Genomic DNA, 15,038 nt, shown 5'->3' with positions numbered 1-15,038 from the left:
CGCTGCGGCGCCCTTTTTGTTTGCCGATCGTCCTACGCGGCGCTGCGCGCCAGCGCCCGCTGGTTGGATGCGTGGATCGTGTCGCGTTCCGGCAGCGCGCCGGTCTTGAGGCAGTCGATCCATTCGGCGGTCTTGAGCACCGCGGCGAAGCGCGACTGCAGGATGATGCTCACCACGCGATGGATCTCCTCTGCAGAGGCATAGCCGGCGCTGTTGGCGTAAGGCACCGAGCCGGTCGCGTCGGACAGGAACTCGACCATGAAGCCCATATGCACGGCGTGGATGATGGTCGACAGGTCGCAATTATGCGTCATGTAACCGATGACCGCGATCGTATCGACGGCATTGGCGCGCAGCCAGTCCTCGAGGTCGGTCCCGGTGAAGGCGCTCGGCAAATTCTTCTCGACATAATGGTCGCGGCCACGCTTGGCGATCTCCGGATGCAGTTCGCCGCCATGGCTGCCCTTGGCGAAGATCGGAGACGTCTCGGGCGCCATCTGCTTGACGACCACCACCTTGATGCCTGCGGCCGCCGCGGCGTCCATCGCGCGCGCCACGTTGACGACGCTGTCGCGGAACGGCGGATGCTGGATGGCCAGATTGCCGCCGTCATAGTCGTTCTGGACGTCGATGACGACGAGCGCGCGGCGCGGCGCGGCGTTGGCTGGGTCAGACATGATGTTTCCTTTCAGGCTTGAATGCGATGGGCCGAAAATAGCCTGCTGGCTTACGTGCCAACAGTGTCCCGATTGACATCATCCGAAAGAATTGGGACAATCCAAGCTCTTACTGGAAACGCTCCCATGACCACTCCCATCATCGCCGTCCTCGCCTTCGACGGCATCAGCCCGTTCCATCTCTCCGTGCCTTGCCTGGTGTTCGGCGCGGACCGCACCAACCTCGGCCTGCCACGCTTCGACTTCCGTGTCTGCGGGGTCGAGGAAGGGCTGATCCGGACCGATGCCGGCCTGAGCATCCTGGTCCCGCACGGGCTTGCCGCGCTCGAAGAGGCCGATATCGTCATCATCCCGAGCTGGAAGGATCTCGAAGCACCTCTGGTAAAACCGATCGAGGAAGCGCTCCGCCGCGCCCACCGGCGCGGCGCGCTGATCGTCGGCCTGTGTCTCGGCACCTTTGCCCTCGCCGCCGCCGGCCTGCTCTCGGGACGGAAGGCGACCACGCATTGGGCCTATACTGAGCAGTTGCAGGCCCTTCATCCCGACATTTCAGTCGATGCCGACGTGCTCTACGTCGACGATGGCGACATCGTCACCTCCGCCGGCGTCGCCGCCGGGCTGGACTGCTGCCTTCACATCGTGCGTGCCCGCTATGGCGCCGAGGCGGCACTGCGGCTCGCCCGGCACGTCGTGCTTTCGCCGCACCGGCAGGGCGGACAGGCGCAGTTCATCGAGCGCCCGGTGGCAAAAAGCGCCAATGCCGACCGTTTCACCGAGGCGCTCGACGCGGTTCGCGCGACATCGGGCGAAACGCACAGCCTCGACAGCGTCGCCGACGCCGCAGGCCTGACACGGCGCACTTTCACCCGCCGTTTTCAGAAATCGATCGGCACCAGTTTTGGCGATTGGCTGACCAGCCAGCGGATCGAACTGGCGCAACGGCTGCTGGAAACCACGGACAAATCGATCGACATCGTGGCTTTCGAGGCCGGCTTCGGCAGCGCCACATCGCTGCGCCAGCACTTTTCCGCACGGCTCCGGACCTCGCCGGCGCAATACCGGCGTGAATTTTCCAGGCGGGCCGATGTCGGCGAGCGCATGGCGCATCTCCCGGCTGCATTGATTGGGCACGTGAGCGCACTCAGCCCCGACTGACCACCCGCGCCGGATTGCCGACCACCGTCGTGTTCGCCGCCACGTCGCGTGTCACCACCGCCCCGGCGCCGACAATGGCGCCCTCGCCAATGCTGACACCGCCAAGGATGACCGCGCTGCCGCCGATCCAGGCATTGTCGCCGATCGTGACCGGCCTGGCGATCTCCAGTCCCGCCTGCCGCCCTGCCGGCTCCTTGTGGTGCTCGGCACAATAAATCTGCACATTGGGGCCAAGCAGCGTCCCCTTGCCGATGCGCACCGGCGCGGTGTCGAGAATAGTGCAGCCGGCATTGAGGAAAGCGCGGTCGCCGAGGAAAATGTTGAATCCGTAGGCACAGTGAAACGGCGCCTCGATCCGGACCCTCTCGCCCACGCCGCCCAGCAGTGTCCGCAGGGCTGGCCCGAGGCTCCCGCGTTGACGGGGCGGGAGCGTATTGTGCTCGAACACGGCATCCGCGGCCAAGCCGCGCAAAACGCCAAGGTCGTCATCCAGGCACGTATACCACTCGCCGGCCGCCATTTTCGCACGTTCGCTCTGAACCATGGCAGTGCCTCCGTTTGACATCATTGCGAACAGCGCCGAAGCAAGGACCAGGACGTGAAGTTATAAACCGGGATAGCGGCTTTACGGAACTGGTCAACGTGCCGTCACGACCTTCGATCGCAAGCGGACATTCGCGATCCGCGCCCGGCAATGAAATAGTTCAAAACCACTGTCGATTTCCGGGTAACTCGTTCGTCCTCGATAGGAAGCCGGAGAAATTCGCCCGAGCAAGGAAACGACTGCGATGACAATCACCATCACGGCATTTGAACGATCGCCCGATGGCGGCAAGGGGCTGGCGCGCGATACCCGTGTTCGCTGGGCGCTGGAAGAGGTGAGACAGCCTTACGAGGTTCGTTTTGTTTCCTTTGCAAGGATGAAGGCGCCTGACCATCTGGCTATCCATCCTTTCGGGCAGATCCCCACCTATGAAGAGGGTTCTCTCTCGCTGTTCGAGACCGGCTCGATCGTCTTTCATCTTGCCGAGCAGCATGCGGGCCTGTTGCCAAAGGATCGCAATGCCCGCGCCCGCGCGATAACGTGGATGTTTGCCGCACTGAACACCGTCGAGCCGCCGATCCTCGAATTGACCACGGCAAGGATATTCGAAGCTGACAAGCCCTGGAGCGAGGCGCGCTTGCCGCTGGTTAAGGACCGTGTTCGGTCCCGGCTGGACAGCCTCTCGGCTCACTTGGGCGTCGATGACTGGCTCGATGATGCGTTCAGCGCCGGCGACCTGCTGATGGTGTCCGTGCTGCTGCGACTGAGAATATCAGGCATTCTGGACGAATACCAAAACCTGGCTGCCTATGTGACGCGCGGGGAAGCTCGGCCCGCTTATATCAGGGCCTTCGCCGCGCAATTTGCGGTCAACGCTCCATCAAGCAACTGACTCGCCTCGATCCGCTGTGGCTGCGCTCATGAGTGTGCGGCCTAGCCAAATATCCGACCTATGGTAGCTTGCCGTTTCAGGGCTCTTCCGGCCCGGCATCGAGGGGATCGGCATGCTCTACATTCTTGCACTTCTGATCGGCGTCGTTGCCGGCCTGCGCGCCATGACGGCACCTGCCGCCATCGCCTGGGGCGCCTATCTCGGCTGGCTCCCGGTTGCCGGCAGCTGGGCGAGCTTCATGAGCCATTGGGCGGCTGTCGGCATCTTCACCGTCCTGGCCATCGTCGAACTGGTCACCGACCAACTCCCGTCGACGCCAAGCCGCAAAGTGCCGCAGCAGTTCGGCGCCCGCATTCTGCTCGGCGCCTTTTCCGGCGCGGTGCTCGGCGCGGCCGGCGGCGCCACCATCGTCTGCCTGATCACCGGCGCCATCGGCGCGGTCATAGGCACGCTGGGCGGTGCCGAAGCGCGAGGCCGGCTGGCGGCCGCTTTCGGCAAGGACCAGCCCGCGGCCTTTATCGAGGACGCGGTGGCGATTGTCGGCGGCCTGCTGATCGTGGCGGCGGTGGCATGACGGCAAAAACCTTCGACACCATCATCATCGGCGCTGGCCAGGCGGGGCCACCCCTGGCCGGTCGCCTGACGGCCGCGGGCATGAGCGTGGCGCTGATCGAGCGCAAGCTGGTCGGCGGCACCTGCGTCAACACCGGCTGCATGCCGACCAAAACCATGGTCGCCAGCGCCTATGCCGCGCATCTGGCGCGGCGCGCCGCCGACTATGGCGTGACGCTTCCGGGTCCCGTCGGGGTCGATTATCACAGGATCAAGGCGCGCAAGGATAAGGTCACCAACGACGCCCGTGGCAATCTGGAGACCTGGATCGCCGGAATGGAGCGCTGCACGCTCTATCGCGGCCACGCACGCTTCGAATCCGCCAACACGGTGCGTGTCGGCGACGACCTTTTGACCGCCGAAAAGATCTTCCTCAACACGGGCGGCCGCGGCTCGGTGCCGGACCTGCCTGGCATCCACGACATCGACTATCTGACCAACTCGTCGATGATGAATCTCGACGTTTTGCCGCGCCACCTTATCGTCGTCGGCGGCAGCTACGTCTCGCTCGAATTCGCGCAGATGTTCCGCCGCTTCGGCTCGGAAGTTACCGTCATCGAAAAGAGCCCGCGCCTGACCGGCCGCGAGGACGAGGACGTCTCGGCCGCCATCCTGTCGATCCTCGAAAACGAAGGCATCGCGGTCCATGTCGGCGCCGACAACATCGGCTTCGTGAAACATGGTGGGGATATTGCCGTGACCTTCTCCGCCGGCAAGCCGCCCGCGATCGGATCGCATGTGCTGCTGGCGCTGGGCCGAACGCTCAATACCGACGATCTCGGCCTCGACAAGGCGGGCGTCGAGGTCGACAGACGCGGCGCGGTTGTCGTCGACGACCAGCTGCGCACCAGCGTGCCAGGCATCTGGGCGATGGGCGACTGCAACGGCAAGGGCGCCTTCACCCACACCTCCTACAACGATTATGAAATCGTCGCCGCCAATCTGCTCGACAATGATCCGCGCAAGGTCAGTGATCGCATCGAGGCCTACGCACTCTACATCGACCCGCCGCTCGGCCGCTGCGGCATGACCGAGACCGCTGTGAGGAAATCGGGACGTCGCGCGCTGGTCGGCCAGCGGCCGATGACCCGCGTCGGCCGCGCCGTCGAAAAGGGCGAGACGCAAGGTTTCATGAAGATCCTCGTCGATGCCGACACCAGGGAAATCCTCGGCTGCTCGGTGCTTGGCCCCGGCGGCGACGAGGCGGTGCATTGCGTGCTCGACCTGATGTACGCCAAGGCGCCGGTCGATACGCTGGCGCGCGCGATGCACATCCACCCGACGGTTTCGGAACTGCTGCCGACGATAGCCCAGGAACTCAAGCCGCTGGCCTGAGACTGGAGCGGTTCAGCGTTGGCAAACTGCCGAGCCGCTCTACGAGCGCCTCGGCGCCCGTTTTCAATCAGCTCCACGCTTTCTGCATTGCTGCATTGCGGCAATGTCTGTTGCGTCCAGTCGGGATCGTCGCGCAGTCTTCAAATTGAACCGATTCAGTCTGGACCCCCATGCCTTTGCCAATCCTTGCGCTTGCCATTGCGTCCTTCTGCATCGGCACCACCGAATTCGTCATCATGGGCCTGCTGCCGGAAGTAGCCGCCGATCTGGGCGTGACGATCCCCGCCGCCGGCCTGCTGGTCACCGGCTATGCGCTGGGCGTCGTCTTCGGCGCGCCTGTCGTGGCCATGGCCACCGCGCATTTGCCGCGCAAACCGGTGCTGGTGGGGCTTGCGGCGCTGTTCGTCGTCGGCAATCTCTTCTGCGCCATCGCGCCCAATTACTGGCTGCTGATGGCCGCGCGCGTCTTCACCGCTTTCGGCCACGGCGCCTTCTTCGGCATCGGCTCGGTCGTCGCCGCCAGCCTGGTGCCGCGCAACAAGCGCGCCAGCGCCATCGCGCTGATGTTCGCCGGGCTGACGCTGGCCAATATCCTCGGCGTTCCCGCTGGAACGGCGCTTGGCGAAGCCTTTGGCTGGCGGGCCACCTTCCTGGCCGTGGTCGGCATCGGCCTGATCTCGGTCGCGGCCATCGCCTGGCTGGTGCCGTCCGACGTCACGGAACCGAGCGGCGGCGGCCTACGCGCCGAAGTCCGAGTGCTCGGCAAGCTGCAGGTCTGGCTGGCGATGCTGATCGCGGCGCTGACCTCTGCCAGCCTGTTCGCCGTCTTCACCTACATCAAACCCTACCTCACCGACGTGTCGGGCCTGTCGACCGCGGCGGTCACCTGGGTGCTTCTGCTGTTCGGCGCCGGCATGACCATCGGCAACATCATTGGCGGCAGGCTGGCCGACTGGAAACTGATGCCGACGGTGATCGCCACCTTGCTGTTGATGGCCCTGCTGTTCGTCGGCTTCATGCAGTTCGGCGCGATCGCCAGTGTTGCCGTCGGCATCGTCTTCCTGTGGGGCCTGCTCATCTTCGTCGTCGTGCCGCCGCTGCAGATCCGCGTCGTCGAGGCAGCGTCGGAAGGCCCAAACCTTGCCGCCACGTTGAACCAGGGCGCCTTCAACGTCGGCAATGCCGGCGGCGCGTGGATCGGCGGCGTGGCGCTGTCCGCGGGCATTTCCTACGCCAATCTGCCACTGGTCGGCGCGGTGCTCGCCCTGCTGGCGGTCGCCGTCGCGGTGCTGTCGCAGACGCTTGACCGGCGCGCGCCGGTCGCCGCCCTTCAGCCTGCCGCGGAGTAACTGCCTGTCGCCCAAAAGTGCGAGCGGTTTTGGGACAACGACATGCAGCAAGGCAAAAGACTCGCTTGCGCCCATGGCGCGGCGGGCTGGACCAATCGACATCGGCACCTTCACATGGGCATGTCTTCTCGCGCTTGATGGAGGATATCATGCAGAAATCGATCGAACGCATCGCCGGGGACAGCGAAGGCGTTTCCTACGAATTCCCGGTGTTCCGCTTCGCCGGTGCCGACAAGGCAGCACCTTCGGGCTATCTGCAGGCGGCGCTCCATGCCGGCGAATTGCCTGGCGTCGTCGCCATCGATGCATTGATGCCGATGCTGAACAAAGCCGAGGCCGAAGGTCGCATCAAGGGCAACATCACCATCGTGCCCTGGGCCAACCCGATCGGCCGCGCGCAATATCATTTCGGCGAGCACCAGGGCCGCTTTCATCTGGGCACCCGCACCAATTTCAACCGCGGCTTTCCGCTGCTTGCCGCGCCCGACACCAGGCTTTTGCCGGACGCCTCTTTTGGCGGCGCCGACCAGCGGCTGAAGTCGCGGCTGGTGCAGCTTTCGCTGGGCCACGACATCGTGCTCGACCTGCATTGCGACGATGAGGGCCTTGCCTATCTCTACGTCCACACCAGCCTGTGGCCTGAAATGGCCGATTGCGCCGCCGCCATGAGCGTCGATGCGGTGGTGCTGTGGAGCGAGGACACCGACGGCACCTTCGAGGGCGCTTCGATCATGCCCTACCAGAACGCTGCCGCCGATGTGGCGAAGTTCGACAGGCGCGTCGCCACCACCGTCGAATATCGCGGCATCCTCGATGTCGACGGCGTGCTTGCCTCGGCCGACGCGGCAGGCCTCTACCGGCTGCTGGCGGCGCGCGGCGTGATATCCGACAGCGCCCTGCCCGCGCCCGGCCCGTTCAAGGGTGTCGCGGCACCGCTGGAAAACATCGACATGATGCCGGCACCCCGGGGCGGCGCCGTCCTCTACGACGTGAAGCCTGGCGACCGCGTCACCAGGGGCGCGCGCCTCGCCACCATCGTCCACGCGCCGGGCGAAGCCGACGGCCGCACCGAAGTGTTCGCGCCGCAGGACGGCATCATCCTGACCCGCCGCTCGCGCCGCATCATCCGCGCCGGCGAAGACCTGTTGAAACTGGTCGGCGACAGGAAGAGCGCCGATGCCCGGTCGGGTACGCTGGAGGATTAGCCTCCGTCGAATCCAGTTGCGCGGCCGCCCAATCGCCGCTAAGGGAATCGCCATGAACATGCGTTCGATCAAGACCATTTGGTGGTGGGCCTGCTGACAGCGGCCTGTTCGAACGCGTGCGCGTGAAAATAGAGGTGGCCGCAACGGAATGTCCGGGCGGCCATTTGTTTTTCAAAGCCATTCCCGGGTCCGTTGCCCAAGTAGCTGATGGAGACGGCAATGACGTTGAAGGTTCTGGAAACCGGCGCTGAAAGCTTCGTGACGGCGGGTGGCATCACCATCACCCGCGAGCGCCATGGCCGGTCCTATGAAGGTGCGATCGACGCTTATGTCGACGGGCTGAATTCGCGCCGGGGCGCGGTATTTTCCTCGAACTACGAATATCCCGGCCGCTATACGCGCTGGGATACGGCCATCATCGATCCGCCGCTGGTCATCTCCGCACGCGGTCGCGCCATGCGCATCGAGGCGCTGAACGGCCGCGGCGAGGCGCTGCTGCCGGTCATCGGCAGGACACTGGGCGGTCTCGCCGAAATCGCGATCGCCGAGACCACCAAAAAGCTGATCCGCCTCGACGTCGCCAAGCCCGGCCGTGTCTTCACCGAGGAGGAACGCAGCCGCGTTCCCTCCGTCTTCACCGTGCTGCGCGCCATCACCGCTCTGTTCAGGACTGCCGAAGACGCCAATCTCGGCCTCTACGGCGCCTTCGGCTACGACCTTGCCTTCCAGTTCGACCCGGTCGAGCACACGCTCGTTCGCAAGGAAAGCCAGCGCGATCTCGTGCTGTTCCTGCCCGATGAGATCCTGGTCGTCGACCATTATTCGGCCAAGGCCTGGACCGACCGCTACGACTATGCGGGCGAGGGTTTTTCGACCGAAGGCCTGCCGCGCGATCAAATCGCCGAGCCGTTCAAGACCGCCGACCGCATCCCGCCGCGCGGCGACCATGAGCCGGGCGAATACGCCAATCTGGTGCGCCGGGCGATGGACAGCTTCAAGCGCGGCGACCTGTTCGAGGTCGTCCCCGGCCAGATGTTCTACGAACGCTGCGAGACGCAGCCATCCGAGATTTCACGCAAGCTGAAGTCGATCAACCCCTCGCCCTATTCCTTCTTCATCAATCTGGGCGAGAACGAATACCTGATCGGCGCGTCGCCCGAAATGTTCGTGCGCGTCAATGGCCGCCGCGTCGAGACCTGCCCGATCTCCGGCACCATCAAGCGCGGCGACGATGCCATTTCGGACTCTGAGCAGATCATCAAGCTGCTCAACTCCAAGAAAGATGAATCCGAGCTCACAATGTGCTCGGACGTGGACCGCAACGACAAGTCGCGGGTCTGCGATCCAGGTTCGGTGCGCGTCATCGGCCGCCGCCAGATCGAGATGTATTCGCGCCTGATCCATACGGTCGATCACATAGAGGGCCGGCTGCGCGAAGGCATGGACGCTTTCGACGCGTTTCTGTCGCATGCCTGGGCGGTCACGGTCACCGGCGCGCCGAAACTATGGGCGATGCGCTTCATCGAGCAGAACGAGAAGAGCCCGCGCGCCTGGTATGGCGGCGCCATCGGCATGGTCAACTTCAACGGCGACATGAACACCGGGCTCACCTTGCGCACCATCCGCATCAAGGACGGCATCGCCGAGGTGCGCGCCGGCGCTACATTACTCTTCGACAGCGTTCCCGAGGAAGAAGAAGCTGAAACCGAACTGAAGGCATCCGCCATGCTCTCCGCCATCCGCGACGCCAAGATGGGCAATTCGACCAGCACCGAGCGCACCACGGCGCGCGTCGGCGACGGCGTCAACATCCTGCTGGTCGACCATGAGGACAGCTTCGTCCACACGCTGGCCAACTACTTCCGCCAGACCGGCGCCAATGTCTCGACCGTGCGCACGCCGGTGCCGGAGGAAGTCTTCGAGCGGCTGAAGCCCGACCTCGTCGTGCTGTCGCCCGGACCCGGCACGCCCAAGGATTTCGACTGCGCGGCGACCATCAGACGAGCGCGCGCCCGCGACCTGCCGATCTTCGGCGTCTGCCTTGGCCTGCAGGCATTGGCCGAAGCCTATGGCGGCGAACTCAGGCAATTGCACATTCCCATGCACGGCAAGCCGTCGCGTATCCGCGTCTCGAAGCCGGGCATCATTTTCTCCGGCCTGCCCAAGGAAGTCACCGTCGGCCGCTACCACTCGATCTTCGCCGATCCGGTGCGCCTGCCTGACGATTTCGTGGTCACGGCCGAGACCGAGGACGGCGTCATCATGGCCTTCGAGCACCGCAAGGAGCCGATTGCCGCGGTGCAGTTCCACCCGGAATCGATCATGACGCTCGGCCACAATGCCGGCATGCGCATCATCGAGAACATCGTCGCCCACCTGCCGCGCAAGGCCAAGGAAAAGGCAGCCTGACGGTAATGGCCGAAGCCGAGAACACCATGGCGATCGCGGCGAAAACCGCCGCGAAGCGCAAGGTCGCCAACCTCGCCTTCTGGTCGATCGTGGTCGCCTTTGTCGTGCTCGCGCTCAAGGCCGCCGCCTGGTACGTGACCGGATCCGTCGCGCTCTATTCGGACGCGCTGGAATCGATCGTCAATGTCATTGCCTCGATGGCCGCCTTCTGGGCGATCCAGGTCAGCTACAAGCCGGCCGACCAGGATCACCCTTTCGGCCATCACAAGGCCGAGTATTTCTCGGCCGTGCTCGAAGGCGTGCTGATCGTGGTCGCCGCGCTTTTGATCCTGAGCGAGGTCTGGCGCTCCTGGCAGACCCCGGCCCCACTCGAACAGCCTTGGGAAGGCCTTGCCGTCAACGGCGTCGCCACCGCCATCAATGCTTTCTGGGCCTGGACGCTGATCCGCGCGGGCCGAGCCGAAAAGTCACCGGCGCTGGTCGCCGATGGCAACCACATCATGACCGATGTGGTGACCTCGGTTGGCGTCTTCGGCGGCCTGGTCGGAGCGATCCTGACCGGCTGGCAGATTCTCGACCCGGCATTGGCCGTCATCGTCGCGCTCAACATCCTGTGGCAGGGCTGGCATGTCATCGGCTCGTCGATGAATGGCCTGATGGATCGCGCCGTCGATACGGCGGAGCACATGCGCATCCGCGACATCATCTCGGCCAATTGCAAGGGCGCTCTGGAGGTGCATGATCTCAAGACCCGCATCGCCGGCCGCGCTACCTTCATCGAGTTCCATCTTGTCGTCGATGCAGACATGTCGGTTGGCGCCAGCCATATCATCTGCGACCGCATCGAGGACGCGCTGAAGGCCGACATTCCCTCGGTGCGGGTGACCATCCATGTCGAGCCCGACGACGAGGCCAAGCTGCCCAAGGGCACGACCGCAGTGCCGTTTGCTTGATGCGGTTAGAACGGCTGGAAGATTGGCCGAAGCCCTTCCTCCTTCGTCATCCTGGGGCGAAGCAGGAGCGAAGCTCCGTCGCGGAGACCCTGGGATGACGAAGCGCCAGGTCTCAAGGCGCGCAGGCCGATTGCGGCATTGACTCCAGCCGATAGACCTTGTCGTCGGACGCGGTCTTCCCGACGGCCGCCTTCGAGCAGAGGTCGACAACCGCCAGGCTGCTATTGGGATTGGCCAGCATGATGGTGCCGTTGGCGCCGCGCTTGAGGAAGATTTCCTTTTGCGCGATGTCGCAGGAAAAATTGCTCGTCTTCGAACTCGCGGCACAACGCCACTGGTCGGCTTCGCCCTGGCACGAATAGGTCTGCGTGACCTTGGCCACCTTCTGCCGCGTGGTGACGGAGACGACAATGTCAGCGCCGTCGGGCCAGTTCGCGACATCGTCCCCGGAGGCGAAGGAGGCCAGTTCCACCGGCCCGCGGAACACCCGGATCGACTGGGTCAGTTGGTCGGGATGCGAACTCATATGCGCCGCGTCATAGTCGCGCCCGTAGCAGAAGGCCTGGTCGGGTTTGAACCGCTCGCGCAGCGGCGGCCCGAGCGCCGGATCGATCGGATCGATCCGCGCGAACTCTGCCTTGCAGGTTCCGGGAGGCATCGGGTCGAGGCGGAAATTGTCGTCTTCCTTGCCCAGCGCCTGCCTGTCGTATTCAGCCGTGCCGAGTTCTTCTTCCGAACCGGCGTCGAGATAGATATCGGACGACAGGTTCGACAGGATCAGCCTGCCCTTGTCGTCGACCTTCAGCGACGCCAGCGTGCGGTCGCATTCCATGCCGCAGCGGATCAGGCCCGATTTGCCGTCCTCGGACTCGTGATTGCACCAGCCGCCGGCCCATTCCGGCGCCTTGGCGCCGCGCACCGTGGTGATGAGGAAACCATTGTAGGACGTATCGGAATTCGCGCTCGGTTCCTCATTGGGACGGCTGACCGGATCATGGCCATAATAGAAGAAGATCCGCGCCACCTTCTGCGTCGGATGCGCCTCGAGGTGCGCCGCGTCATAGACCCGGCCGAAACAGGCGTCCGCCCCGTTGGGGCTGAGTTCGGCGAGCTTGAGCGCATCGCCAGCAAAAGCAGAACCCGTAAGTCCGCCAAGCAGTGCGGCGCCGAACCCGGCGCCGGCGAGCGTTTTCCATTCCCTGAACGCCATGTGACCCCCTCCTCCGCATCGACAGGACGTGACGTCAATTTATGCTAGTATTGCTGCTTGAGCCACGCAAATCGCGGTGAAATCTGAGGGGATGCCATGCGCCGACGTGACATGTTCCAGGCGGTTCTCGCCGGAGCCGGAACGCTTCTCGGCCTGCGCGCGGTACAGGCAGCGACCACCGAGCCTGTCAGGTTGAAGGTCGCCTATCATCTCAGCGATCTCGACAAGGTCAATTTCGTGCTCGGCAACGTCAAGAACCACTATGAGGGCACCGGCGGCGTTGTCGAGATCGCGCTGGTCGTGCATGGTCCGGCGCTTGCCGCCTTCAAGTCGAAGGGCATATCGGCGGCGATTTCGGGGCGCTTTACCGGTCTTGTCCAGCAAGGGCTCGACCCGCATGCTTGCGGCAACACCATGCACGGCATGGACATCACGCTCGCCGACCTGCTCCACGGATTCCATACCGCCGACAAGGGCGGCGTCGTCAAGCTCGCTGAATTGCAAAGCCAGGGCTATGTCTATCTCAGGCCTTGAAGCGGCACTGACTTGAATGCAAGGGTTGGCAAGACCCACCAAGATGTCGGAAAATCCCCGGAGGAACAGCAGTGCCAGAGACAGCCCTTGGTCTTGTCATCCCCGATCTCGCCGGCAAGGCGGTGCTGGTCACCGGTGCCTCGACCGGCATCGGCGCGGCGCTCGCGCTCGCCTATGCCGAGCAGAAATGCAAGGTGGCGCTGCACTATAATTCCAGCCGCGATGCCGCCGAGAAACTCGGCCGGAACATTCGTGACGGCGGCGGCGAGGTCTTCCTTGTCCAGGGCGACTTTTCTCTCCCCGCCGATGTCGAACGCGTCGTCGAGGACAGCGCGCGACATTTCGGCCGCCTCGACGGGCTGGTCAACAATGCCGGCGGCATGCTTGGCCGCATCCCCTATGCCGAGCAGACCGAGGCGCATTACGACGCGGTGATGGACCTCAACGCCCGCTCGGTGCTGACCGCCTCGCGCAAGGCGATGCCATGGCTGAAGAAACAGGGCGGCTTCATCGTCAACACCTCATCGATCGCGGCGCGAAACGGTGCAGGTGGCGGCGCGGGTCTTTATGGCTCGGCCAAGGCCTTCGTCTCCAACGTCACGCGCGGTATGGCCAAGGAACTGATCGGCTTCGGCATTCGCGTCAACGCCGTGGCGCCGGGCACGATCCTCACCCCCTTCCACGAACGCTATTCGACCGATGAGCAGGTGAAGGGCATGGTCGCAACCATTCCGCAGGGCCGCGCCGGCACGGCGCAAGATTGCGTCGGAGCCTATCTGTTCCTCTCATCGGACCTGTTGAGCGGCTACATCACCGGCCAGGTGATCGAGGTCAATGGCGGCCAGTTGATGCCTTGACCGGCGACCGGCATACTGGACACACTCCTTTCGCGCCAACCCAGGGGGAAGACGAGGATATGTATGGACTGATCGGCAAGATGCGGGCGGCGCGCGGCCAACGCGACGCGGTCATGACTGTGCTGCGCGAGAGCACCGGCGCCCTGCCCGGCTGCCTGAGCTATATCGTCGCCACCGACCCTGCCGACGCCGACGCGATCTGGGTGACCGAAGTGTGGACCGATCAGGCAAGCCACAAGGCATCCCTGCAGCTTCCCGAGGTGCAGGCGGCGATCGCCAAGGCACGGCCCTTCATCGCCGGCTTCGAGTTCCAGGTGGAAACCCATCCCGTCGGAGGCTTCGGCCTGCCAGAGAGCAAAACTGGCTAAGGCGCGCGCGCTGCAAGGCGCTCGGGCAGGAAATCGACGAAGACGCGCACCTTTGGCGACAGGTGGCGATTGGAGGGCCATAACATCCGGAACTGGCCACGACCGTCGACATGATCGTCCAGCACGGTGCGCAGCCTGTCCTCGCGCAGCGCCTCCCGCATCAGAAAATCGGGCATGCAGGCGATGCCGAGTCCGGCAATCGTGGCGCCTTTCAACGCTTCCATGTTGTTGCAGGTCAGCATCGAACGGATCAGCGGCTGGGCGCTGCCGGTAATGAATGGCCAGTCCAGCAGCCTGCCGCTGTTGAGATAACGGAAGTTTATGCCGAAATGCCCGATGAGATCCGCCGGCACGCCGGGTATGCCATGGCGATCGAGGTAGGAGGGTGCCGCGCACAGCAGCATGCGGAAGGGCGCAATGGGTTTCGACACCAATCGTGAATCGGGCAGCTCGCCGCTGCGGATCGCGACGTCGATGCCTTCTTCGATGACGTCGACGATCCGGTCGTTGAAATCGATATCGAGCTCGATCTCGGGATAGCGCGCCATGAACTCCGACAGCACCGGCAGCAAAAGATGGTAGGTGACGATCGGGGCCGAGACGCGCAGCCGCCCACGCGGCGTCTCCCGTGTCCGCGACAGCATCGCCTCGGCATCGTCGATGTCGTCGAGAATGCGTCGCACGCGCTCGTTGAACAGCTTGCCCTCCTCCGTCAGGCCGATCCGCCGCGTGGAGCGCTGCAGCAGCCGCACACCGAGCTCCTGTTCGAGCCGCGCCACACTTTTGCCGACCGCGGAAGCGGAGATGCCGAGCGCCCGCCCGGCGGCGACGAAGCTGCCGAACTCGGCGGTGCGGGCGAAGGCCAGAAGGCCGCTTAGGCGATCCATCATACTGCTCCATTCGAGCGTTTCAGTCCGTTATGTCGAGATATTTGATAC

15 protein-coding genes are annotated in these 15,038 nt (G+C 64.3%); 11 read left to right on the top strand and 4 right to left on the bottom strand.

Annotated features, from left to right (window positions below):
• Positions 1–32 precede the first annotated feature (32 nt).
• On the bottom strand, positions 33–677 hold the full coding sequence (locus tag FJ941_RS08915; RefSeq protein WP_140504858.1) for a cysteine hydrolase family protein: 645 nt from the start codon (positions 675–677) through the stop codon (positions 33–35).
• Positions 678–803: 126 nt separating this feature from the next.
• On the opposite strand from FJ941_RS08915, the gene FJ941_RS08910 reads away from it, so the two are divergent.
• The gene (locus FJ941_RS08910) at positions 804–1,832 is read left to right on the top strand and encodes a helix-turn-helix domain-containing protein (protein ID WP_140504856.1); all 1,029 of its coding nucleotides are present in this window, start codon (positions 804–806) and stop codon (positions 1,830–1,832) included.
• Here the strand turns inward: FJ941_RS08910 and FJ941_RS08905 are convergent.
• Positions 1,819–2,376, bottom strand: a complete 558-nt coding sequence (locus tag FJ941_RS08905) for a sugar O-acetyltransferase (protein ID WP_140504854.1) — start codon at positions 2,374–2,376, stop codon at positions 1,819–1,821. The genes FJ941_RS08910 and FJ941_RS08905 overlap by 14 nt on opposite strands.
• A gap of 244 nt (positions 2,377–2,620) precedes the next feature.
• Here FJ941_RS08905 and FJ941_RS08900 point away from each other — a divergent pair, with 244 nt between their 5' ends.
• The 7 genes from FJ941_RS08900 (at position 2,621) to FJ941_RS08870 (ending at position 11,131) form a co-directional block, all read left to right on the top strand.
• Positions 2,621–3,268: a glutathione S-transferase family protein gene (locus FJ941_RS08900; RefSeq protein ID WP_140504852.1), complete on the top strand. Its 648-nt coding sequence runs from the start codon at positions 2,621–2,623 to the stop codon at positions 3,266–3,268.
• Positions 3,269–3,380: 112 nt separating this feature from the next.
• The gene (locus tag FJ941_RS08895; RefSeq protein WP_140504850.1) at positions 3,381–3,842 is read left to right on the top strand and encodes a DUF4126 domain-containing protein; all 462 of its coding nucleotides are present in this window, start codon (positions 3,381–3,383) and stop codon (positions 3,840–3,842) included.
• Positions 3,839–5,215, top strand: coding sequence for an FAD-containing oxidoreductase (locus FJ941_RS08890; RefSeq protein WP_140504848.1), 1,377 nt, complete (start codon positions 3,839–3,841; stop codon positions 5,213–5,215). The genes FJ941_RS08895 and FJ941_RS08890 overlap by 4 nt, the downstream gene beginning before the upstream one ends.
• A 170-nt stretch (positions 5,216–5,385) precedes the next feature.
• On the top strand, positions 5,386–6,564 hold the full coding sequence (locus FJ941_RS08885) for an MFS transporter (RefSeq protein WP_140504846.1): 1,179 nt from the start codon (positions 5,386–5,388) through the stop codon (positions 6,562–6,564).
• A gap of 149 nt (positions 6,565–6,713) precedes the next feature.
• Positions 6,714–7,769: a succinylglutamate desuccinylase/aspartoacylase family protein gene (locus FJ941_RS08880; RefSeq protein ID WP_140504844.1), complete on the top strand. Its 1,056-nt coding sequence runs from the start codon at positions 6,714–6,716 to the stop codon at positions 7,767–7,769.
• 219 nt (positions 7,770–7,988) lie between these two features.
• The gene (locus FJ941_RS08875; protein WP_140504842.1) at positions 7,989–10,178 is read left to right on the top strand and encodes an anthranilate synthase; all 2,190 of its coding nucleotides are present in this window, start codon (positions 7,989–7,991) and stop codon (positions 10,176–10,178) included.
• Between the two features lie 5 nt (positions 10,179–10,183).
• Positions 10,184–11,131 carry a cation diffusion facilitator family transporter gene (locus tag FJ941_RS08870; RefSeq protein WP_140504840.1) on the top strand — a complete coding sequence of 316 codons (948 nt, stop codon included), beginning with the start codon at positions 10,184–10,186 and terminating at the stop codon, positions 11,129–11,131.
• 112 nt (positions 11,132–11,243) lie between these two features.
• Here the strand turns inward: FJ941_RS08870 and FJ941_RS08865 are convergent, their stop codons facing one another.
• Positions 11,244–12,341: a hypothetical protein gene (locus FJ941_RS08865; RefSeq protein WP_140504838.1), complete on the bottom strand. Its 1,098-nt coding sequence runs from the start codon at positions 12,339–12,341 to the stop codon at positions 11,244–11,246.
• Between the two features lie 96 nt (positions 12,342–12,437).
• On the opposite strand from FJ941_RS08865, the gene FJ941_RS08860 reads away from it, so the two are divergent.
• From FJ941_RS08860 to FJ941_RS08850, 3 genes are all read left to right on the top strand, one after another.
• On the top strand, positions 12,438–12,875 hold the full coding sequence (locus tag FJ941_RS08860; protein ID WP_140504836.1) for a DsrE family protein: 438 nt from the start codon (positions 12,438–12,440) through the stop codon (positions 12,873–12,875).
• Positions 12,876–12,946: 71 nt separating this feature from the next.
• Complete coding sequence (locus tag FJ941_RS08855) at positions 12,947–13,732, top strand: SDR family oxidoreductase (RefSeq protein WP_140504834.1); 786 nt, start codon at positions 12,947–12,949, stop codon at positions 13,730–13,732.
• Between the two features lie 59 nt (positions 13,733–13,791).
• Positions 13,792–14,100 carry a putative quinol monooxygenase gene (locus FJ941_RS08850; RefSeq protein ID WP_140504832.1) on the top strand — a complete coding sequence of 103 codons (309 nt, stop codon included), beginning with the start codon at positions 13,792–13,794 and terminating at the stop codon, positions 14,098–14,100.
• On the opposite strand, the gene FJ941_RS08845 is transcribed toward FJ941_RS08850, so the two are convergent.
• A complete protein-coding gene (locus FJ941_RS08845) occupies positions 14,097–14,987 on the bottom strand; it encodes a LysR family transcriptional regulator (RefSeq protein ID WP_140504830.1) in 891 nt (296 codons plus the stop codon). The genes FJ941_RS08850 and FJ941_RS08845 overlap by 4 nt on opposite strands.
• Positions 14,988–15,038: the final 51 nt, after the last annotated feature.

The sequence above is a fragment of the Mesorhizobium sp. B2-3-13 genome, assembly GCF_006442195.1.
GTDB classification, from domain to species: Bacteria; Pseudomonadota; Alphaproteobacteria; order Rhizobiales; family Rhizobiaceae; genus Mesorhizobium; species Mesorhizobium salmacidum.
The sequence above is the reverse complement of the archived record's forward strand: the minus strand, read 5'-3'. Positions and strand labels throughout refer to the sequence as shown.

Excerpts from the sequence above, each read along its gene's own strand:
- FJ941_RS08915 (WP_140504858.1), bottom strand. The coding sequence starts at position 677 with ATGTCTGACCCAGCCAACGCCGCGCCGCGCCGCGCGCTCGTCGTCATC.
- FJ941_RS08910 (WP_140504856.1), top strand. The coding sequence starts at position 804 with ATGACCACTCCCATCATCGCCGTCCTCGCCTTCGACGGCATCAGCCCG.
- FJ941_RS08905 (WP_140504854.1), bottom strand. The coding sequence starts at position 2,376 with ATGGTTCAGAGCGAACGTGCGAAAATGGCGGCCGGCGAGTGGTATACG.
- FJ941_RS08900 (WP_140504852.1), top strand. The coding sequence starts at position 2,621 with ATGACAATCACCATCACGGCATTTGAACGATCGCCCGATGGCGGCAAG.
- FJ941_RS08895 (WP_140504850.1), top strand. The coding sequence starts at position 3,381 with ATGCTCTACATTCTTGCACTTCTGATCGGCGTCGTTGCCGGCCTGCGC.
- FJ941_RS08890 (WP_140504848.1), top strand. The coding sequence starts at position 3,839 with ATGACGGCAAAAACCTTCGACACCATCATCATCGGCGCTGGCCAGGCG.
- FJ941_RS08885 (WP_140504846.1), top strand. The coding sequence starts at position 5,386 with ATGCCTTTGCCAATCCTTGCGCTTGCCATTGCGTCCTTCTGCATCGGC.
- FJ941_RS08880 (WP_140504844.1), top strand. The coding sequence starts at position 6,714 with ATGCAGAAATCGATCGAACGCATCGCCGGGGACAGCGAAGGCGTTTCC.
- FJ941_RS08875 (WP_140504842.1), top strand. The coding sequence starts at position 7,989 with ATGACGTTGAAGGTTCTGGAAACCGGCGCTGAAAGCTTCGTGACGGCG.
- FJ941_RS08870 (WP_140504840.1), top strand. The coding sequence starts at position 10,184 with ATGGCCGAAGCCGAGAACACCATGGCGATCGCGGCGAAAACCGCCGCG.
- FJ941_RS08865 (WP_140504838.1), bottom strand. The coding sequence starts at position 12,341 with ATGGCGTTCAGGGAATGGAAAACGCTCGCCGGCGCCGGGTTCGGCGCC.
- FJ941_RS08860 (WP_140504836.1), top strand. The coding sequence starts at position 12,438 with ATGCGCCGACGTGACATGTTCCAGGCGGTTCTCGCCGGAGCCGGAACG.
- FJ941_RS08850 (WP_140504832.1), top strand. The coding sequence starts at position 13,792 with ATGTATGGACTGATCGGCAAGATGCGGGCGGCGCGCGGCCAACGCGAC.
- FJ941_RS08845 (WP_140504830.1), bottom strand. The coding sequence starts at position 14,987 with ATGGATCGCCTAAGCGGCCTTCTGGCCTTCGCCCGCACCGCCGAGTTC.